Source organism: Cohnella sp. WQ 127256, assembly GCF_024519285.1.
Lineage (GTDB): Bacteria > Bacillota > Bacilli > Paenibacillales > Paenibacillaceae > Cohnella.
Genome location: NZ_JAMZCY010000001.1, coordinates 1,272,390 through 1,292,448 on the forward strand (window position 1 = coordinate 1,272,390; position 20,059 = coordinate 1,292,448).

A 20,059-nucleotide genomic window follows, 5' to 3' on the forward strand; every position below is an offset into this window, starting at 1 on the left:
ATCGTTTCTTTAGAAACTTTTTCACTGTATCGGCTTTCATTTCGCTTCCAATCTAGCAATGTCTTTTTAATATTGATGGCGAACTTAGGATAAGCAAACTCGTATTGAACTCCAATGCCAACTGTAGATAGTAAGCGTTGGGTGTTCATTTGCTCCGAGCTGTTCCCATACGCTCATCACCTCTAGAAATTTGTATATTGTTATATCATAATGATGAAGTGAAATTAAATTTTCAGGTGGTGAATTAGGTGTGGCCATTAACTTCTGGATATCAATTCCGACAGATGATTTTTTCCATTACAGTAATGACTTAATGAAAAAATTTAACGTTTCTGCGTATGTAGAAAGGATAGGCGATAAACCGTGCCAAAGAAAAATAGATGTTTATGATGAGAATGATCCAGAAACATTTATAAAGCATTTCTATGATCCGAATTATTACAGCTTTTATTTCTCGTGTTATCCCTTTCAAAATGTGGACAGTGTTAAAGAGTTCGGTACATTTTATACACCAGAAATAGCGCCCTTCACCCTTGAAGGAAACGGCGGAGTTGAGACTGAAAAGACGCGTGAACAAATTCAACTCAGACAAATCGAAAAACAGCCAGATAAGAATATACAAAGGTTTTATTCCGCTTTACAAAGAAATTTGAAAAATATACCGGGCATCCAGAACAGCTATGTTATCGGCAAACATGAATACAAAAATCGTTATTGCTTACCGACATCTAAGCTTATTATCCCGAATAACCCGCATAGTCGTAACATGACAGACTCGTGGGAGAACTATTATCTTAATTCTATTGGACAATGTACCGAATAAGCATACTTTCATTTCGATGCAACAAACGATACTGTTGTAGCATTTTATTTCCCCATCAAACTACCAATCACGTTCACGAATGGCTTCTTCTATATGTATTTTGATACCAAAAAAGTCCAAAATATCTTTAACAGTTTGTCCAATTGATTCTCTGCCAACTGTTTCAATTTCGCTGTCATTTTCGTCAAACTCTTCTGCTAGATCATTGATTGCATGGATGGCGAAATCAAGCTTTGATTGAATTTCTTCGATGTCTTGATGTCCTTGTTCCAAAAATTCAACAACTTTAACGAGTTCAGCTTTGACTTTATCCACAAGAAAATCAGGAAAGTATCCATCAGCATACATGTCTTTTAAATATTCAATGTCAGAACTTGATTTTTTTACGAAATGTTCCTTCAATACATCTAATTTAGCTCGTGAAAATAGGTCTTGTATTAATAAGTCATCATCACATGCTTCCTTAAAAGCGATTGCAAAACCAAGTATCGCTTCTTTATTGTCTGTATAAGCAGCGAACATACCGGCCTCTGGGTCAAATTTCAAGATATCAACTAAGTGAGGCATTTTTTCTTCAAGAAACACGGCTGCCAATGATTCCCAATCATAGCCATTACCCTCAAATCCTTCTTCAGCTCGTGTTTGAAAAATTTCATGCTTATATTTTCCAACATTTAAAATCAATGAAATGCTTCCATTATTATGCGCAACTAGCTTAAATGGGTTTATTTTTTCTTCAACTTCTAACAAATCCTCATCCTGTTCAACGTTCATTATACCAGCGCGATTGAGACTCATTTCTAAAAACATGCGGGCGTGTGAATCTTCAGGGTCTAGTGCTAAAGATTGTTCGAAAGCAACGATCGCTTCCTTATACTGATTAAGGTAATAATAAGCATATCCTATTCGAAAATGCCAAAGAGGGTCGTGCTCGCCTTGCTCTTGCACAGATAAAAAATATTTGATAGCTTCATTATAGTTATCCTGATTATTCAATGCTCTTCCCAAATGGCAAATTAAGTCATAGTCCCATTCTGCTTCGGATATTCCCATAATTTTGTTTATGATTTCCTCATACTCGTCCTCGCTATGCCAATAATCGAGTTGATCCAATAGTTCATGATCCATCTTTATATTCTCTCCTCTACCTTTAATCAAATAATGATTTCAATTTACTAGTATATCCCACATGTCAGAATCTGCCTAATAAGTAGGTTATATGTTGAACTTGCATGAATTAGTTGTGCTTAGCTTGGCTAAGCGCGCAAATACAATAAAAGAAAAGTGTTTGGTCTCTTGACCAAACACTTTGCCCAGCAAACAGAATAATTAATGAGGTTGATTAGTGTTATCTGATGCGAAAAATAAATTGGTATCAGCTTTAACGTAATCTAAGCTTCTCTGTAATGATGACAGTAACTCAGAAAAATTGTTATTTCGATGTGTGACATCTTGAGTATCATTTTGATTAGGTAGTCGATTGGCAATTTTATTTTCTAATAGATATCTTAATTCTTCATTGTATTTATTGCCGTATGATGAGATCTCTAAAGGTTTGGTCATAGCATTAACCAATTGATCGAACACGAATAAATGATCGCTTGATAGATTAATTTGAGCTTCAGTACTGAAGTTATTATTTTGTTGATTGGATCGTACTTCGTCAGCATAGTGTAACGTTGATAGTACGATGCCATTATTCATAGGCCGGATTGCCGCTAGGCTTTGAGTAGATCTCAGTGTGATGTAGCCAATGCCAACCTTTTTTGATTTAAGAAGACATTGATGTAAGAGTTGAAGTACCTCTTCCCCTACTTCATCAGTACCTATATAATAATGTTTTTTCATGTAGACAAAGCTAAGTTCGTTCTCATGAAAAAATTGCTTGATAACAAAATTTTTATTAGATTGTGGTGAGATTAACTTTAAATCTTCGTCAGTAACCTCTACAAAGTTTTCACTACCCATTTCATATACTTTCTGTATTTGATTCTGTTCAACGGTGGTATTGCACGTTTTGCAGAACTTTAAATGAGAAATGCCACTACCACATGGTTTGTGGGTTTGCTTAAGGGATATTTCATTATCTTCAGTAGCAGCGAATAACTTTACGGGGATTTGGAACTTTGAAATCAGTATGGTTCCTTTCCATATAGTATGCATATTTAGAGACTTCCCTTCATTATAATAGTCTTCTTATTGTTATTAACCTGAATAATAGAAATAATACCTGCACTACAATATTTGAATAGATCAGATTTTCGGGAAAGGTAACATATTCTTGACCTCAAACGGCAATCGGTACACATTCTTGACAGTAGTTATTGTCAAGAATGTGTACCGATAAAATTATGCCAGATGACAAGAACCCCGTTAGCATAATGTGTTGTAGCGCGGTGATGCGAACGATATATCTGATCCACCACTATGCTTGCGTATTGCTTGTTTTAATATTCTCCCTTAATTACAAAAAACGTGCCTCTAATTGTTCCTGCTAGTTTCGACTTCTGTCTAGCAAACTTAAACTTCTTCTCTTCTAACTCCCTTGGTACCTCCATCCCCTCTGAAAGCTTAAAACCAACTGCCCGTTTTTTAGGGTTATCAACCGTATACAGGACGTTAACCGCTAGACCATCCTCATAAAAGACGAAGGTCCACTTGATATTTTCCACTTGAAGACTCGACGTTTCTAAAGGTTTGGCCGCGAATTCAATATCACGTTCTTCTTTTAAAATTCGGTGCACATAATCGAGGGTCTCCTGGCTTTCACTAGCTGGTACTACCGTAAATTCATGCTTGTATTTGTTCATGAAGTAACGAGCCTCATTTGCACGTAAACCAGCAAGTGCATCTACTAAAGGTGAAGATTCTAATCCAACCGTAGACACATTTTTAAAATCAACGATATAGGACATTTTTATCGCTCCTTTTCTCACTTTTGAACTTTTGAACTGAAAATCGAGTGACAGTCCTTGCTTCAATCCTGTTCCTCTTTAAGAAGCTTATCCAGACGAACCATATTTTGTTTCCAAAATTTCTCGTAGTACGACAACCAATCCTTAAGCTCCTTCAGCGGTGCGGGATTGAGACGGTTTCGAGTCTCACGGCCGACTTTAAGCTCACTCACGAGGCCGGCTTCCTTCAATATCGTCAAATGCTTGGAAACTGCGGATCGGCCCATTGCAAAATGTGGAGTTAACCGATTGAGCGGCAATTCTTCCGCATCCGCCAGCAGCCGAATGATTTCACGCCGTGTCGGATCGGCTACGGCATAATAGACATCCCGTGTCTGTGCAACTGCGCTCATCAATACCTACCCCTTTACATGAATTGAAATTATACCAAATGGTGCCTTTATTTTAGGACACTATATAGAGTCCCGTCAACAAGAAACATCTACATTTTTTCCTAAGCTGATCAACCGTTTTCATGCGAAGATGAAAAATCCGTTGACAAGACGCCAAATGGTATAAGTAAATTGCAATGCGATTCATTGTCTTCTCTCCTATGATTGAAGATTCGTTATTGATAATCTTCTTCTGTCAAATCCATATTTACGCTCATAGCGGTTCGGCTGCCGTCGGCCGCGGCAAAAACCAATTGGGAAGGCATGAAGGTTGATGCGTCCCCGGCGACATATAAACCAGGTATCGATGTTCTTCCCTTTTCATCCGTCCTAATCCCTCCGGACTCCGTCTTTTCACAGCCCAATCGTTCTCCGAACAGTGTGCTTTGCACAAATTTGGGCATTACGAAGCCTCCGGCCCTCGGGACTTGAGTCCCATCGGCAAAGCGAACATGCTCAAGACGTCCATTTTGGCCGATGAATGCCGAAATAAGTTGCTCCTTCACCGCGATACCCTTTAATTGAAGCCAGTTTTTTTGTTCGTCTGACAGGGACGCCTGGCCGTTCGTGCATACGACCAGATCCTTGCTCCAATTGAGAAGTATTTTGGCCGTATGAAAAACGGTCGGATATTCGGAAACAATGACAAGCGGTTGATCCCGTAGCTCCCAGCCGTCGCAATAGGGGCAATTAAACAAACTTTTCCCGTATAGCGGATAAAAGCCTTCTATTTCAGGAAATATCTCCTTTACTCCTGTTGCCATGATCAGTTTTCGTGATTGAACACGAAGGCCTGACGAATCATACAGCTCAAATCCGGATTCGATTTTGCGAACAGAAACAACCTCGGTTTGTAAAATATCAACAGATGGATAACGCCGTATCTCCTCATAAGCAATCCGGCGGAACTCGCCCGGCGTTACACCGTCTCTCGTAATAAAACCGTGGGACGCATGCGTGACAGCATTTCGAGGCCGATTGTTGTCTATCAAAGCTAATCTTCGTCTTGCCCTGCCCAGCACGAGGGCTGCATTCAACCCAGCGGGTCCTCCACCAATAATGACACAATCGTAAATCATGAAGCTCATCTCCCTCAATATCGATATTAAAGATATTTTATATCTGTAATGTAACTAAAAAAAACTTTTAATAAGTTGCGGACAGTACACCTCCTTTCAACATAAAGTGGCTCACCTTAAACTGTTGTTTTATTTTGGGCTAGATCCGCTAGCTTTGTTGTTTTGAGATGCCACTCCATCTTCTCTTCCGCTTCCTTCATTACAGTTTGAATCAAGCATTCTTCACCGTGGAGAAAGTCGCATTCAAATAAGGAGGAGGTGCCCTCAATTGCATGGATGATATCCAAAAACGTAATGTCGTCTTTTTTACGGGATAACCGGTATCCTCCATTGGCTCCGGTAACCGATTCGATCATCCCTGCTTTCACAAGTCGCGTTAAAATTTTAGAAAGATAAGTTGGTGAAACACCCTGGGATTCCGCCAACTGCTGGACGCCTACCGGCTTAATCGGTGAGGCGTCAACGAGCATGAGCATGGTATGCAGAGCATAATTCGTCGCTTTTGAAAATTTCATAGGGCACCTCATTTACAGACTTAATATATCTATAATATCCTCGATGTCGATGATGTGTCAAGTTGCGGATTTTCATAAAAATCTGCCCTAATTTCCGCTATACTTTAATCTGAAGATAAGATGTTTACATAAAGCCCACATTCAGAGTTATCTGAACTGTGGGCTTTCTAGGTATTTGCATTGACTTTAATGAAATTTCAATGTAATAACTGCTTTATCATTTGAGGATTCGTAAGCCGCAAGTGCTACTTCCAATGCACGAAGACCATCTTCACCTGTGATTGAAGCCTCTTCCTTACCAGCTTGGATAGAGTTAATAAAATCCCTAAGTAATTGTTCGTCCATATCATCGCCCCAGAAGGAGTGATTGTACCCACTCTTATTTGTATAAACATTAAGTTTTTGATTAAATGCATCAACTGATAATGTACCTTTGGATCCAATGATCTCTAATGTTATGTCACCCCATATCGGATAAGTAGCATTTCTCGACCAACTGCAATCCAATGATGCAAAAACACCGTTCGCAAACTGCATCGTTAATATCCCTGAATCATCAATGAGATTATTGGTAAACACATTGTCGACTTCGGCATAGACCGTTTTCACCTCGGCTCCAAGTATCCAACGTAAAATATCAGTGACATGGACTGTATGATCCAGTACAGCTCCGCCACCAGACTTGTTTACATCTACAAACCAGTTGCCAGGGCATTGACCTCGATTGGTTCCTTTAACTGCAATAATTTTTCCCAATTGTCCGTTCTCTATCATCTCTTTAGCCCGAATAATAGAAGAATTAAACCTAACCGGAAAAGCAGTTTGCAACAAGACCTGATTAGCTTTGCAAATATCTATCATTTCTTGAGCATCTTGTATAGATACTGATATGGGTTTCTCACACAATACATGCTTGCCTGCCGATGCAGATGCGATGACATGTTCTTTATGGTGAACGTTCTCAGATGTGACGATAACCGCATCTAAATCTTGCATTAAGAGATCGTTAATATTTGTAAACAATTTCGTTTCAAACCATTCAGAATATTTGGGACCCCTGATTCGATCTTCTTCCATTATCCCGACCAATTCCACACCTTCGATGCGCTTTAAGGCTTCCGCATAACTCACAACATGGATGTGTGCAAAACTAACGATACCTACCTTTATCCTCATAACGATTACCCCTTATGTTATTTAATGGTTATCGTGTCAATCTAACCACTTAGGTTGTGATGTACGAATAGATTCAATAGCCGAAAGGGCGATTTTGACTGCTATTAATGCATCTTCTGCAGAAACTAATGGGTCTATTTCTTTCTTTAAGCAATCCAAGAAATGTCTCAGCTCTCGATAATATGGGTTTGTTTGCAAAGGACTTTCAGGTACAGCTACTCCTCCTAATCCTGCATCATTCGTGTGGGCGTGTAATTCAATCGGTTTATCTTTTGCGCTATCGTAAGCTATAACACCCGTTAAACCAGAAAATTCGAATTTCATCGAAAAGCTACTATGCGCCCAGGATCCTTCTAAATGTGCAATTACGCCGTTTTTGAATCTCATTGTAATTAAGGCGTAGTCTAACTTTTCATAACCTTCACCGAGCGTTCCTTTTGCGTAAACTCGTTCAACCTCACCAAAACACCAACGTAAAAAATCGATATCATGGATGACCATATCAAGAATAACTCCGCCGCTGCTTTGATAATCAGAATACCAATCATTTAACCCTTGCGGGAAACTTCCGGCCCGGCTCGTTCTGGCCACACCGATTTTTCCAATCGTTCCACTATCAATCAGCGCTTTTGCTTGGACATACTCTGGGAAAAACCGAAGCACATGGGCAACAAATAGCTTCACGTTTTTTTCTTTGCAGTAGTTAATGATTGCTTGCCCTTCTTCAACGCTTCTTGCGAGCGGCTTTTCGCAAATGATATTAAGCTTTGCATCTGCCGCTTTTTTTACATATTCGAGATGAAATGGCGTAGGTACACAAATATCAACAACATCAATCTGATTCATAGTTTCTAAAGCCTGTTCGAAGGAGGAAAACACTTGACCATCCATCCATTTATTATCGTGATTCGAATCCACTACTCCAACTACCTTTACATCCTTCATGAGAGCAAAAGCTTGGTTGTGTATTTTTCCCATCGTACCTGCTCCGATGATTAATACATGGAACATAATGATATCCCCTTCTCCATAAATTCATCCGTATTTCCCGGCATCTTTTTCAACTATTTACCTTTGATTTTTCCGCGCATATCAAACCAGACCGCTATAAGCAAGACAAGACCCTTCAAGATAAACTGCGCTGCAGATGGAATATTTAGAATACTCATTCCGTTATTAAGACTGGCCATAATAAGCGCACCGATTACCGCCCCAAATACAGTGCCTTGACCACCGCTAAAGCTTGCCCCACCGATGATAGCAGCCGAAATGGCATCGAATTCAAACTGATTTCCTGCAGCCGGAGTTGCCGCATCCAAACGAGCAGTAAGGATAAGCCCCGATATTGCACTCAGAATTCCCAACAGTGCGAATACTTTCAAACCCTCTTTATTAACATTAATCCCCGATAAACGAGCAGCTTCCGAATTTCCACCTATTGCATACAACCGTCTTCCGAATCTAGTGTTTTTTGATATAAAGGTTACGACAATAACAATTGCGGCCATAATAATAACGGGAATGGGAATGCCTTCATAATTGTTCATTGTCGAAACGAGTAACACACATATCGCGCATACGGCAATTAACTTAAGTGCAAACCAATTCGTAGATGTAACATTCATGCCCTTAGATGTTTTACTTCTTCTTTTGGTAATCTCGAAAATGAGATAGAAAAGAATACCAATTGCCGCGATAATTGTACTCCATAGCTGGGAGACATATCCGTCTCCAATATACTTAAAGCTAGGATTCATCCCTGAAATCGTAGATCCGCCTGTAATGAGCAATGTCACTCCTCTAAAAACAAGCATTGTGGCTAGAGTTACAATAAAGGGGGGGATTTTTTGGAATGTAGAAAAGTATCCATTGATGACACCGACGATCAAACCAGTAAGAAGTAGGGCAATTATGGTTGGAATTGTACCCATCTGCATCTGTGTTTGCATGACAGCTGCTATTGCGCCGGAAACGGCCACAATGGAACCAACCGAAAGATCAATATGTCCTGCAACGATAACAAGAACCATACCGATTGAAATAATCCCGATTGGAGTCATTTGTCTGAACAGTAATGAAATATTCCTTGAAGTTAAAAACGTACCGTCTGTTGCAATTTGCAAACTAATCCAAATGGCTATTAAAGCAAACACGATAATTAACGATCTTAAATTAATGCTTTTCAATAGACTATTAACTCCAGGCTTATTCATATTTGTCTCCTCTAGTTGAATCGTATTTTCTCTGCTCATGTTAGACACTCCCTCCCACAGCGAAACTCATAATTTTTTCTTGGGTTGCCTCTTCCTGCAACACTTCTCCGGTGATCGTCCCATCTTTCATGACTAATATCCTATCGCACATTCCCAATATTTCAGGAAGTTCGGAAGAAACCATAATAACGGCTACCCCATGTTCAACCAATCTATTAATAATGCTATATATTTCGTACTTTGCACCTACATCGATACCTCTTGTTGGTTCATCCAATATTAATATCTTCGGCTTGCGCATTAACCATCGGCCTAAGATCACCTTTTGTTGATTTCCGCCGCTCAAGCTCGTTATTTTGTTTTCCGTCGATCCGATTTTAATTTGAAGACTATCTACAAACAAATTACAAAGCAGTTTTTCTTCTGACTCCTGAACCATTACCTTTCCAGGTATATTGTCCAAATTTGCGATAACCATATTTTCTTTAATACTCAAAACTGGGAAAATACCAAGATTCTTTCTATCTTCAGTAATGAAGCTAATGCCTTGTTTCATAGCATCTTGCGGACAATTGATCTTAATTTCTTTGCCGTCGATCATGATTTGACCTTCGCTTTTCCCATTGAAGGCACCAAACAAGCTGCTGACAAGTTCGGTTCTACCCGCCCCCATTAATCCTGCTATTCCCAGGATCTCGCCTTGATGTAGTGAGAAGTTGATCTTATGTAGTCTTTCTTTACCCTCTTTATAGTCAAATAATGAATAGTTTTTAAGTTCTAGAATAGGATTGCCTTTACCCGTTCCACGTTTTCTCTCCGGATATCTTTGGTTCAAATCTCTACCTACCATTAAATTGATTAACATCGATTCATTCAGGCTATCAATAGATAGCGTATCGATCGTTTGACCATCTCGCAAAATGGTAACACGATCAGCAATTCTAAAAATCTCGTCAAACTTATGAGAAATATATATACAAGTAACACCTTGATCTCTCAATTTTTCTAATAGATTCATAAGCATATTGATTTCACTGTTGCTTAGAGCAGACGTTGGTTCATCTAGAACAAGAATTTTACTATCCGTTCTTAATGCTTTTGCGATTTCTACCATTTGTTGATGACCGATTCCGAGATTTTTCACCAGTACATTTGAATCCAATCTAACACCAACAAGCTCCAACAGTTCGTTAGCCCGGGAATACATGGAATCCCAATCAATCAGCATGCCCTTAGTAGGTTCATCGCCCATAAAAATGTTTTCTGCAATGGATAGGTTGCTAGACAACGACAATTCCTGAAAGATAATACTAATTCCAGCTTTTTCAGCGTCGCTTGTGTTTTGAATATTTTGTACTTTACCCTCTACTGTAATAGAACCCGTATAGGTTCCATATGGATATACGCCACTAAGTACTTTCATTAACGTCGATTTTCCTGCACCGTTTTCTCCAACCAATGCATGAATTTCACCCTTTTTCACTTTAAAACTTACACCGCCCAGAGCCTTTACCCCAGGAAACTCCTTGATGATATTGTTCATTTCCAATATCCAAGTCGTAGTCAAAGTTCATCAGTCCCCTTTAATAAGGGCGATTCAAGCCCGTTAAACCGCCCTTATTCTGTTTGTTTAATTACTTAGGCCATTGATCCTTTGGAACATTTTTGAATACATCTTCCACTTTCGCAAAGCCTGATTTAATTACCGTATCATTGATGTTTTCTTTAGTTACGGTTACAGTGCTAACGAATATAGTAGGTACTTTTTTGAACTTATTGTCTGTTTCACCAGTCGCATTCGAAGGAACCTTCTTCGTTTCTGCCATTTCAAATGCGGCTTTTGCGGCTAGCTCTGCCATATCTTTTGAAGGGAAAAGCAATGTCATAGATTGGGTTCCTTCAGCAATTCTTTGCAGCGCCGCGATATCACCATCAGTGCCCGTTACAAAAGTTTTGCCTGTAAGTCCTTGTGCCTTAAGAGCTTGAATAGCTCCGCCTGCCATACCGTCATTCGAACTAATAATGGCATCGATTTTGTCGTTGTTTTGCGTCAAAGTATTTTCAACGCTTGCTAACGCATTCTCAGGTGACCATTTATCTGTAAATTGCTCAGCGACCAGTATGATGTCGCCTTTGTCGATAAGAGGTTGGAGAATTTCTTTAGCTCCATCCGCGATAGTGTGCGAAACGGTATCGACAGGTGCACCGTTTAGCAACATGTAGTTTCCTTTAGGAACCTTTGCTACAGCTGCTCGAGCAAGATCTCTACCGATTCCCGGTATATCAAATCCGATATAAGCATCGTGATCAACACCGGTGATTAACCGTGAGTAGGACATAACGGGTATGCCTTCTTTTTTGGCTGCTTCTACAGCAGGCGCGATCGTTTCGCCATTGATAGAGGCGATTACTAGAACATCCACGCCTTGGCTAACCATATTCTCAACTTGGTCGTTTTGTTTGCTTTCATCATTATCAGCGAACTGAACAATCGGAGTACCACCAAGTGCTTTTACAGCATCTTCGAAATATTTCGCTTCTTTGACCCAACGCTCTTCTTGTTGAGTACTTACTGCAAAACCAATTTTGAAGCTTTTAGGAGCTGACGGAGACACTGATGCTTTCGTATCTTCTGAAGCTGGTTGAGAATTTGAAGCACCTTCGGATGAGTTACCGTTTTTTCCACAAGCACTAATGATTAAGACTAACAACATGATTGAAATAAATACGGATAAACCTTTTACGTTCCGCATTCGAATACCCTCCCTTTTTTTAATAAAGCATATATTCTAAAAAGTAGGAGTTCTTAGAGCTCTTAAGACCCCACTTAAAGAAACGAAGATTGGTTTGGTTCATTTAATCGCAGCAAATATTGTTTAATAATTAAACTGCACTACGATTTTCTGTAACTTATCTGACATATCTGACAGTTGATAGGCGGAGGCTGTAATTTCTTGTAAACCCGCTGTTTGCTCTTCTATTGAAGCCGCAACTTCTCTATACCCGTCTGATGATTTTTCTATAATAGATGTAATATTTTTGCTCATCTCTTCAACCGCATTAAACTCTTGAACCATATCTTCAATACCTCTGGTGACGATTCTATTTTGCCTCTCAACCTCCGACGATTTTTCCGCAATGTCAGTAAATGCTTGTCTAGATGCTTCTGCCATCTGAGCACCTTCTTCAATTTCACTTACTCCATTCCTCATACTAAGTGCAACATTTTGAGATTCACTTTGAATTTCTTGTAGAATTTCATTTATTTTCAAAGCAGACATAGAGGAGCTTTCTGCTAGTTTTTTAATCTCTTGCGCAACTACTGCGAATCCTTTGCCTTCATTCCTAGCTCTGGCAGCTTCTATACCTGCGTTTAAAGCCAAAATATTCGTTTGTTTTGCCATTTCTGAAATCACGGTGACGATTTCTCTAATTTGTCTTGTTTTGTTTTGAAGTTTTTCTGAGCTTGCTTGTGTTTCCAAAATCTTCTTCTCAATGATTTCAATTTGCTGTGTTAGACAGTTCATTTGTTTATTGCCTACTATAGCTGCTTGGTTTGCATCTTCTGAAGCTTGTAGCACATTTTTTACAAATTGAAGCATCTCTTTATTGCTCTGGTACAACTTCTCTACGATTTCACGTGTTTTACGGGATTTACTAAGTTGATCCATCGCTCCTTCTGATACTTCATTGAGCACGATGGAGATTTGCTCAACCGCTTTGGAGCTAAGCTCTACATTTAGTTTCAATGTTTCTGCTGTTATCGTTACCTCTAGGCTGCTTTTATTCGTCTCACAAACAAATTCTCTAAGATTATCTGTCAATGTGTTAAATGAATTGCCTAATACGGCTAATTCATCCTTTGTTTTTACATCGAGCGATTCAAGTTTCAAATTTTTATTGGCAATGCTTTCCGAGCGCCGAACTAATAATGCAATCGTGTTAGCAATCTTAGTTGAAAAAAAGACAGTACCACATAGGCTGATTGCTGATACCAGCCCAATCGTCAAAAAGATGAGGTGCTTTGTACGTTCTGCTTGTTTATTCAACTTTTCCTTGGTTGTTTTTTGATAATTGAGCTCGTCATTAAGAAAATCACTAACACCTGTATTTAAAAATCCTGCAATCTTTACAGCTTCAACATTTGTTACAGATGCACTAGTCAAATCATCATTGTCAATGAGTTTACTAGTCTCAGTTACTTTAAGTGCATAACTCTTGGATATCGCTACTACTGCATCTAATGCTGTTAAACCTTTTTCATCGGTTACTATCTGTTTCAATTCCTCGACGCTGCTCTTTATCGAGATTAAGCCCCTGTCCACACTCTTCTTATCCTCAAGTGATTGGAAAATCATGTATTGTCTAAGTGTTTCGCCAACAATAACAGAATTTTCTGTAATTAAACTCGCTGTTAAAGACAGTTGAACCATCGAATCTAACTTATTCATGGAAGTTTTCATTTGGTAGTAAGTCAATAAGCTAACACTGCTTAATACGATAATAATGACTACAAAACTTGTAATAAACTTTACCCGCAAAGATATTGACAAAAATAGCATAATTTTACCTCCCCCACTTTGTTAATTGAATGCAAATAGGCATGAGCGATAGAAGCGTAGCGCTTCCTGTCACTCATGCCCTTTCGGTAACACGTGTAGGTTTATTTAGTTATTAGAATACAGAAAAGGGCACGAGCGATAGAAGCATAGCGCTTCCTGTCACTCATGCCCTTTCGGTAACACGTGCAGGTTTATCAAATTAAAGTCATCATATACGATATAGGATTATATTTCAATATACAATTTACATAAACTTCTTTATTTCGTCTTTCAACCGTTCGGATTGAGTCCCGAATATGATTTGCACGGCGCCCTGTCCCAACCTCATGACTCCTGCCGCACCAAGTTCCTTCAGCAGTTTGTCGTTCGTCAGATTGTCGTTTCGCAATACGAGTCGCAATCGGGTGATGCACGCATCGATGCTGACGACGTTGTCAGTTCCTCCTAAGGAATTCAAAACTTGCTGAGCTTGAAGCATTATTGTCGGCTTAGTCTCAGACGTTTCTGGTCCGCTTTCTGCCTCCTCCTCTTCTCGGCCGGGGGTGGCCAAGTTGAACTTGACGATCATATAGCGAAACAGAGCATAGTAAACGGTTCCGAATACGATCCCGATCGGTATGAGAAGAAGCGGTTTGGTTGCTAGCTGATAATTGATCAAGAAGTCTATGAATCCAGCCGAGAAGCCGAAACCGTCTTTGATGCCCAGAATCGCGGTTATAAACCCCGATATTCCGGTCAATAAGGCATGAACGATGTAAAGAACCGGCGAGGCGAACAAAAACGCGAACTCGACCGGTTCCGTAATTCCCGTAAAAAAGGATGCCAACGCGGCGCTAATGAATACCGACGAAATTGCTTTCCGTTTGCGTGGATTTGCTGAACGGATAATGGCTAGTGCTCCTGCTGGTAAAGCAAACATCATGATCGGGTAATAACCGGTCATAAAGAGTCCCGCGGACGGATCTCCGGCGAAAAATCGTGCCAAATCTCCGTATATTTCCCGACCGCCCGAATCTTCGAACATTCCGATTTGAAACCATGCAATGTTGTTAATGACATGATGCAATCCAAACGGCAGCAGTAACCGATTCGACGTACCGTATATCAATGCACCGAAAGCATCCAATTCGACCATCCAACGCCCAAAATCATCAAGAACGGATTGGATCGGTCCCCATATGAAACCAAGCAAAATTGCTATGGGTATCATCACTATTGGCGTCATGATCGACACGAAGCGCTTGCCACTGAAAAACCCTAGCCAATCAGGGAGTTTGATTTGGTGATATTTTTTATACATATAGGAGGCTACCAAGCCTGCCGTGATACCACCCATCACACCCATATCCAACTTTTCATGGCTGCTACTAAATACCGTAGGGATTTGAACCAACACTGTATCCAATACTTCATAGGCGAGCGCTGCTGCTAAAGCTGCGATGCCGTCACCAGCAAGTCCTATAGCAATACCTACCGCGAATATCAGACCAAGGTGATCAAAAATCGCGGAGCCTCCGGCTAGTAAGAAAGGTGCGATGTAATGATTGATAAAGCCGCCGATCGATTGGCTGAAATGAAAATCTTTCACATAGTCGATCGCTCCAAACCGCCTCAAGAATGCAGCTGCCGGAAGCGTGGCAACAGGAAGCATTAGCGACCTGCCCATCTTCTGCAAAATCGCTATCAATCAATCCGCCCCCTTCTCCAGTCACACATTATCTTCCTTGACATGAACATGAAAGAAACGATACAAGTGCATAACCAAATATCCGATTTCTTCCTTCGGGATTTCCGTATTCAAATGTTCTTCCATGATTTTTCCTAGTTTAAGCGCGAGTTCATATTCTTCTTTGAATTTCTGCTGCATGTCTTCGAAAAAGGGGTTGTCTACCGCGTTAAATTGGATGATTCTTTCGAAACTGAAACGCAAATGTGTAATTAAACGAATATAACCGCTTCCACTCCGTGGAATATGGATGGAGAGACTGGTTTCTATTTCCGTAACTAGCTCCTGAATTAAATTAGTAAACTTCACCAGTTCTCCGACCGATACATTCTCAACGGCGGAATATACATGGAATGTCAAAAAACCGACTTCATCCTCGGGAATTTCTATATCAAAAGCGGTTGCGATCATATTGGCGGCTTGCCGTGCTATTTCATATTCTTTGGGGTAAGATATCTTCGTTTCGTACAAAAAAGGGTTAACGATGTCAATGTTGTTCCGCAACCGATAAACCGCGAATTGAATGTGGCTGGGAAGGGCTAAATACACTTTGTTGTTCACCTTTTTTTGAAATTCGGATTCCATGAGAACAATAATATTTTCCGAAATACGTAATACTTCCGGATCCAGTTCTTCGATAAGCGATTGATATTGCTTGACCTTGTCCCTATCGTCCAAACGGAACCGTTTTTCAATACGCTCATCATTCGAAGCGATCGTTGCTCCGGCTTTGGAGGAAAAACCGAGTCCTTTTCCGAATAAGACCAATTCATCGCCGGTTCCGTTTTTGGCTAACACAACGTTGTTGCCGACGATACGGTCGATGACATAAACGGTATTGTCGTTCAATCAGTTTCTCACCTCCTCCACAGAACCGTTGCTTTTTTATTACTTCTGAAAATAAAAAAATGAGCAAAAAGAGATCTCTGGGTTCAGAAACCTTTTTTGGCTCATGCCTTCTTCAGTAACATGCCAATGGGTAATTTTAAGTTAATACTAGTGTGTATGTTGAATTTTGTCAATTGATAGGAACTTGAAACAATCATTAAAAGACAAATTCAGAATTCACCGGGGGTAAGTCACTTTTCTGTCTTCTTCGTTCTATATTCACAGATATAGATTCGCTCACCCGTGTTCGGATTGTAATAAACTCGCTGTTTCTCATTCGTAACGGGATCTACGTTAACTTCCTCCGTATGTATAAACCCATTAGGAATAACCCCGGACTTTCTTCTTTTGTAGCGTTTGTCATAGACAAGCACAGACAAGATAATGATCACCAAAACGATAACTAACTGAACTCCATAGTAGCCAAGCATCCATTTCATTCTCTGTCTTTTTCAACCATTACGGCGGTGCCGTATGCTACGATTTCGCCCATCGTCTTTCCGATTTCTCCGGAATCAAAGCGGACCATCACAATGGCGTTCGCGCCCATTGCTTGGGCATTTTGTACCAAACGATCCATGGATTCTTTACGGAGATCTTCTAGCAACGAAGTGAACTGTTTGATTTCACCTCCAACCAACCCTTTGAATGCTGCTTTGATGTCAGCACCAAGCCCGCGACTCCTAACAATCAATCCAAAGCACATCCCTTTGACTTCTTTGACTTTATATCCCGGAATGTTTTCGGTCGTAACGACGATCATATGTATGCGCCACCTTTTATCTTTTCTACTTTATTTTATCCCATTGACTCTTGAATTAATTACTGGCTTTATGGCTCTAAACTACCCTATAAAAAGGAAGAAAAGTAGCCTTGGACTAGTAAATTTAGTCCTAGACTACTCGCTCTATTGGTTAAGCCTTGTCGTATTATCTTTAACTGCGAGCCGGCGGAATACTTTGAGGATTATTAAATACATTTTTGGGGTCATATTTCGCTTTGACTCTCCTCAATCTTGGGAAGTTCGATCCATAGTATACCGGCCCGGAATTCTTAATTCCTTGGTCCGGAACGTTGATATAAGATCCTACGATAAAGGGTTGTAACTTCCGGCGAGTATTGCGCACGAGGTCGATATTTTTCGCAGCATCGGATTTCTTGACCCATGAGCTATTCCACTCCACGTAATATTTCGCATTACGCCAGTAAAATGCCGTAGCTTTTGGCGCTACACGACTAACGGCTCCGCCCCAGTTGAGGAAAAAGAATCCTGCCGGAGTACTCTCCTCCGCTTTTCTCTAGAAATTCGCGCATGCGGACGGCTTCTGTTTTTGATCCAAGGAACAGTCCGACCATCGAAACGTTACCGCCCTTTTTCGGTCCAATTGATAATTCGCTTCCTAATCGGGTATCGACTGATGGTGCCCATCGTTGCCAGGCCTTGAGCACTTCTTCGAATTGATCCCAAGGCCAAGTGATGCGGTACACTGTCGCCGTCTCTGGAGCGCGAATCGTTTTGAATTTGTACTGAGTGTACACGCCGAAGTTACCTCCGCCACCCCCTCGGGAAGCCCAATAGAGATCGGAGTTGCATTTCTACTCCGCTATTAAAACACACTACGCACTAATCCCCCATCAATTCGGGAACCGGGCATAATCGTATTAATTGTCACGTATGTTCGTTTGATTGAAGTGATTATCATTAGATTAAAAATCAAAATTGTCTGGGTCAGGACCTACTCGAAGATTCTGATTCAATCCATCGATTTGTTGCATATCTTCTTTAGTCAGCTCAAAATCAAAAATAGATGCATTTTCAATGATGCGATGTTCTTTCGTTGATTTCGGTATCGTTACAACACCACTTTGTAAATTCCAGCGCAAGATCACTTGGGCAATGGATTTACCGTACTTATTACCAATTTCCTTTAACTCCGTATTATCTAATAACTGACCTTGCATTAATGGAGACCACGCTTCGAATTGGATGCCGTTTTCCTTACAAAATGCTTGAAGTTCCTTTTGAGTCAAACGTGGATGATGTTCCATTTGATCCACCATTGGCTTAATCTCTGCATCTTTCATTAGCTCTTCAAGCTGATGCTTAAGGAAGTTGCTTACACCAATCGCTTTTACACGTCCTTCTTTATAGAGGGTCTCCAATGCTCTCCAAGCTTCCTTGAACTTACCTTCGACCGGCCAGTGAATGAGATATAAATCCAAATATTCCAATCCAAGTTTACTTAAGCTCGTCTCATAAGCGGCTATCGCTGATTCATAACCAAGATCCGCATTCCATACTTTGGATGTGATAAAAAGTTCTTCTCTAGAAATTCCTGATTCTTCCATTCCTTGGCGAATTCCTCGACCGACACCTTCTTCATTTCCGTAAATAGCAGCTGTATCAATACTTCTATAACCATTCTTGATCGCTGTTTTCACAGCATTTTCAAGTTCAGGACCTTCCTCCACTAGAAATACGCCCAATCCGAACCAAGGCATCTTCACACCATTATGCAATGTTGTTGTATCTTGCAAATTCTTTATCATTATATTTTCCCCCATATTAATAATTATTTTTAATCCATAGATGAGTGATAGTCATCATTGCCTACAAGTGCAACAATAAATGAAATTGAATAAATTGAATAGTACGTACTTAAAAGTAATATAGGTACTTTTAAGTGCTATTCATCACAATTGGAGCAAATTCAAGAACTCAAATCATACCTATTCTAACTCTTAGCTTCCGATTCTTCTCTCCGTTTAATACATTCGAATCGGGAATCGCACTTCCTGGGTGCACAGAAAAACCAGCGATTTATGCGGGTTGGAATCAGTACATGCTTTCCGAATTTGCCGAATATTTCTAGACATTGTTGAAATGCGTTCTAGTGAACGCTTCCCGATAAGCCGTAGGAGTTACGCCCGATTGCAGCTTAAACCACTTGGCGAACTGTTTTTCGTCCGCGAAGCCGACTTTCATGGCGACTTCTTTGACGTACAGCTTGCTGCCGGCCAACAGTCGCTTGGCCGATTCGAGCTTGATGGAATGAACGTATTTCAGCAATCCAGATCCGAAATTGCGCTTGAATATCCGCGTCAAATACTGCTTGTTATAACCGCTGTACGCTGCGATCCTCTCTACCGTGAGATCTTGCTCAAGCGCGTGCAGTCGGATCCATTCCAGTAAATCGGCGAGCTTAGGATCTGAATTGGGATTTCTCCCTTGTTCCACCAATTCAATCAACAAGCAAGAAAGAAAATAGTCTCCCGCATTCGGCAGGCTATATCCTCCGTTCGCTGCATGTAGCAGTTGCCGAGCGAGAATATGAATCCGGTTTGGATTTGCACATTCCGCGTATAACGACAGCATGCCATCGGGTTCGCGACCGTCCGCTTCAGGCTGCATAAAGTGAAACCAATAAAACGATACTCCCGGTAAGGAGGGCTTGTATCCCTGATGAAACTGCCCCGGCTTTAGAATCATCACGTCGCCCGGCTTGATTTCGAACGGCTCCCCCTCGACTTCCAAATAGACATTCTCAGACACTCCGATCAACAGCTCGTATTCCGACATTTTTCTTGCCATATGGGACCAAGGCTCATTTGCCAGAAAATGGCCACCCATATTTAAGCGATAAGGCTGATGCATATAGAACGGAAGCACGCGACGACACCTCCTCACTGTCTAACTATAAAGTCACTTTTTGACACCTATTCTATCGGTT

19 protein-coding genes and 1 pseudogene are annotated in these 20,059 nt (G+C 40.5%); 1 reads left to right on the forward strand and 19 read right to left on the reverse strand.

The window, feature by feature from the left end:
• Window positions 1-250: 250 nt before the first annotated feature.
• Window positions 251-823, forward strand: a complete 573-nt coding sequence (locus M1K58_RS05615; protein ID WP_256757676.1) for a hypothetical protein — start codon at window positions 251-253, stop codon at window positions 821-823.
• 60 nt (window positions 824-883) lie between these two features.
• Here the strand turns inward: M1K58_RS05615 and M1K58_RS05625 are convergent, their stop codons facing one another.
• The 19 genes and pseudogenes from M1K58_RS05625 to M1K58_RS05715 all read right to left on the reverse strand — a co-directional run bounded on the left by M1K58_RS05625 (window position 884) and on the right by M1K58_RS05715 (window position 19,998).
• Window positions 884-1,951 (reverse strand): DUF5713 family protein, encoded by a 1,068-nt coding sequence (locus tag M1K58_RS05625; protein WP_483862587.1) that lies wholly within the window; start codon window positions 1,949-1,951, stop codon window positions 884-886.
• 201 nt (window positions 1,952-2,152) lie between these two features.
• Complete coding sequence (gene ku, locus M1K58_RS05630; protein ID WP_256757678.1) at window positions 2,153-2,986, reverse strand: non-homologous end joining protein Ku; 834 nt, start codon at window positions 2,984-2,986, stop codon at window positions 2,153-2,155.
• Between the two features lie 284 nt (window positions 2,987-3,270).
• Window positions 3,271-3,738, reverse strand: coding sequence for a phage tail protein (locus tag M1K58_RS05635; RefSeq protein WP_256758256.1), 468 nt, complete (start codon window positions 3,736-3,738; stop codon window positions 3,271-3,273).
• 62 nt (window positions 3,739-3,800) lie between these two features.
• Window positions 3,801-4,130, reverse strand: coding sequence for an ArsR/SmtB family transcription factor (locus M1K58_RS05640; RefSeq protein ID WP_256757679.1), 330 nt, complete (start codon window positions 4,128-4,130; stop codon window positions 3,801-3,803).
• Between the two features lie 215 nt (window positions 4,131-4,345).
• Window positions 4,346-5,248, reverse strand: coding sequence for an NAD(P)/FAD-dependent oxidoreductase (locus M1K58_RS05645; protein ID WP_256757680.1), 903 nt, complete (start codon window positions 5,246-5,248; stop codon window positions 4,346-4,348).
• Window positions 5,249-5,364: 116 nt separating this feature from the next.
• Complete coding sequence (locus M1K58_RS05650; RefSeq protein ID WP_256757681.1) at window positions 5,365-5,763, reverse strand: Rrf2 family transcriptional regulator; 399 nt, start codon at window positions 5,761-5,763, stop codon at window positions 5,365-5,367.
• 186 nt (window positions 5,764-5,949) lie between these two features.
• The gene (locus M1K58_RS05655) at window positions 5,950-6,933 is read right to left on the reverse strand and encodes a Gfo/Idh/MocA family protein (RefSeq protein WP_256758257.1); all 984 of its coding nucleotides are present in this window, start codon (window positions 6,931-6,933) and stop codon (window positions 5,950-5,952) included.
• Window positions 6,934-6,975: 42 nt separating this feature from the next.
• Entirely contained in the window at window positions 6,976-7,950 is a 975-nt protein-coding gene (locus M1K58_RS05660; protein WP_256757682.1) for a Gfo/Idh/MocA family protein, read from the reverse strand.
• 53 nt (window positions 7,951-8,003) lie between these two features.
• Window positions 8,004-9,191: a sugar ABC transporter permease gene (locus M1K58_RS05665; RefSeq protein WP_256757683.1), complete on the reverse strand. Its 1,188-nt coding sequence runs from the start codon at window positions 9,189-9,191 to the stop codon at window positions 8,004-8,006.
• A gap of 1 nt (window position 9,192) precedes the next feature.
• Entirely contained in the window at window positions 9,193-10,695 is a 1,503-nt protein-coding gene (locus tag M1K58_RS05670; protein ID WP_256758258.1) for a sugar ABC transporter ATP-binding protein, read from the reverse strand.
• 91 nt (window positions 10,696-10,786) lie between these two features.
• Entirely contained in the window at window positions 10,787-11,905 is a 1,119-nt protein-coding gene (locus M1K58_RS05675) for a sugar ABC transporter substrate-binding protein (RefSeq protein ID WP_256757684.1), read from the reverse strand.
• Between the two features lie 123 nt (window positions 11,906-12,028).
• Complete coding sequence (locus M1K58_RS05680) at window positions 12,029-13,714, reverse strand: methyl-accepting chemotaxis protein (RefSeq protein WP_256757685.1); 1,686 nt, start codon at window positions 13,712-13,714, stop codon at window positions 12,029-12,031.
• A gap of 244 nt (window positions 13,715-13,958) precedes the next feature.
• The gene (locus tag M1K58_RS05685; RefSeq protein WP_256757686.1) at window positions 13,959-15,401 is read right to left on the reverse strand and encodes a PTS transporter subunit EIIC; all 1,443 of its coding nucleotides are present in this window, start codon (window positions 15,399-15,401) and stop codon (window positions 13,959-13,961) included.
• 21 nt (window positions 15,402-15,422) lie between these two features.
• Window positions 15,423-16,289, reverse strand: a complete 867-nt coding sequence (locus tag M1K58_RS05690) for a PRD domain-containing protein (protein WP_256757687.1) — start codon at window positions 16,287-16,289, stop codon at window positions 15,423-15,425.
• Between the two features lie 230 nt (window positions 16,290-16,519).
• A complete protein-coding gene (locus M1K58_RS05695; protein WP_256757688.1) occupies window positions 16,520-16,768 on the reverse strand; it encodes a hypothetical protein in 249 nt (82 codons plus the stop codon).
• On the reverse strand, window positions 16,765-17,091 hold the full coding sequence (locus tag M1K58_RS05700) for a YbjQ family protein (RefSeq protein WP_256757689.1): 327 nt from the start codon (window positions 17,089-17,091) through the stop codon (window positions 16,765-16,767). The genes M1K58_RS05695 and M1K58_RS05700 overlap by 4 nt, the downstream gene beginning before the upstream one ends.
• A 172-nt stretch (window positions 17,092-17,263) precedes the next feature.
• Window positions 17,264-17,924, reverse strand: a pseudogene (locus M1K58_RS05705) (FAD-binding oxidoreductase); the annotation flags it as partial.
• A gap of 111 nt (window positions 17,925-18,035) precedes the next feature.
• Entirely contained in the window at window positions 18,036-18,878 is an 843-nt protein-coding gene (locus tag M1K58_RS05710) for an aldo/keto reductase (RefSeq protein ID WP_256757690.1), read from the reverse strand.
• Between the two features lie 319 nt (window positions 18,879-19,197).
• The gene (locus tag M1K58_RS05715) at window positions 19,198-19,998 is read right to left on the reverse strand and encodes an AraC family transcriptional regulator (protein ID WP_256757691.1); all 801 of its coding nucleotides are present in this window, start codon (window positions 19,996-19,998) and stop codon (window positions 19,198-19,200) included.
• Window positions 19,999-20,059 lie beyond the last annotated feature (61 nt).

What these genes read in the sequence shown, in the direction of transcription:
- M1K58_RS05625 (WP_483862587.1), bottom strand. Translation starts at nt 1,951, where the DNA reads ATGGATCATGAACTATTGGATCAACTCGATTATTGGCATAGCGAGGAC.
- ku (WP_256757678.1), bottom strand. Translation starts at nt 2,986, where the DNA reads ATGCATACTATATGGAAAGGAACCATACTGATTTCAAAGTTCCAAATC.
- M1K58_RS05635 (WP_256758256.1), bottom strand. Translation starts at nt 3,738, where the DNA reads ATGTCCTATATCGTTGATTTTAAAAATGTGTCTACGGTTGGATTAGAA.
- M1K58_RS05640 (WP_256757679.1), bottom strand. Translation starts at nt 4,130, where the DNA reads ATGAGCGCAGTTGCACAGACACGGGATGTCTATTATGCCGTAGCCGAT.
- M1K58_RS05645 (WP_256757680.1), bottom strand. Translation starts at nt 5,248, where the DNA reads ATGATTTACGATTGTGTCATTATTGGTGGAGGACCCGCTGGGTTGAAT.
- M1K58_RS05650 (WP_256757681.1), bottom strand. Translation starts at nt 5,763, where the DNA reads ATGAAATTTTCAAAAGCGACGAATTATGCTCTGCATACCATGCTCATG.
- M1K58_RS05660 (WP_256757682.1), bottom strand. Translation starts at nt 7,950, where the DNA reads ATGTTCCATGTATTAATCATCGGAGCAGGTACGATGGGAAAAATACAC.
- M1K58_RS05665 (WP_256757683.1), bottom strand. Translation starts at nt 9,191, where the DNA reads ATGAGCAGAGAAAATACGATTCAACTAGAGGAGACAAATATGAATAAG.
- M1K58_RS05670 (WP_256758258.1), bottom strand. Translation starts at nt 10,695, where the DNA reads ATGAACAATATCATCAAGGAGTTTCCTGGGGTAAAGGCTCTGGGCGGT.
- M1K58_RS05675 (WP_256757684.1), bottom strand. Translation starts at nt 11,905, where the DNA reads ATGCGGAACGTAAAAGGTTTATCCGTATTTATTTCAATCATGTTGTTA.
- M1K58_RS05680 (WP_256757685.1), bottom strand. Translation starts at nt 13,714, where the DNA reads ATGCTATTTTTGTCAATATCTTTGCGGGTAAAGTTTATTACAAGTTTT.
- M1K58_RS05695 (WP_256757688.1), bottom strand. Translation starts at nt 16,768, where the DNA reads ATGAAATGGATGCTTGGCTACTATGGAGTTCAGTTAGTTATCGTTTTG.
- M1K58_RS05700 (WP_256757689.1), bottom strand. Translation starts at nt 17,091, where the DNA reads ATGATCGTCGTTACGACCGAAAACATTCCGGGATATAAAGTCAAAGAA.
- M1K58_RS05710 (WP_256757690.1), bottom strand. Translation starts at nt 18,878, where the DNA reads ATGATAAAGAATTTGCAAGATACAACAACATTGCATAATGGTGTGAAG.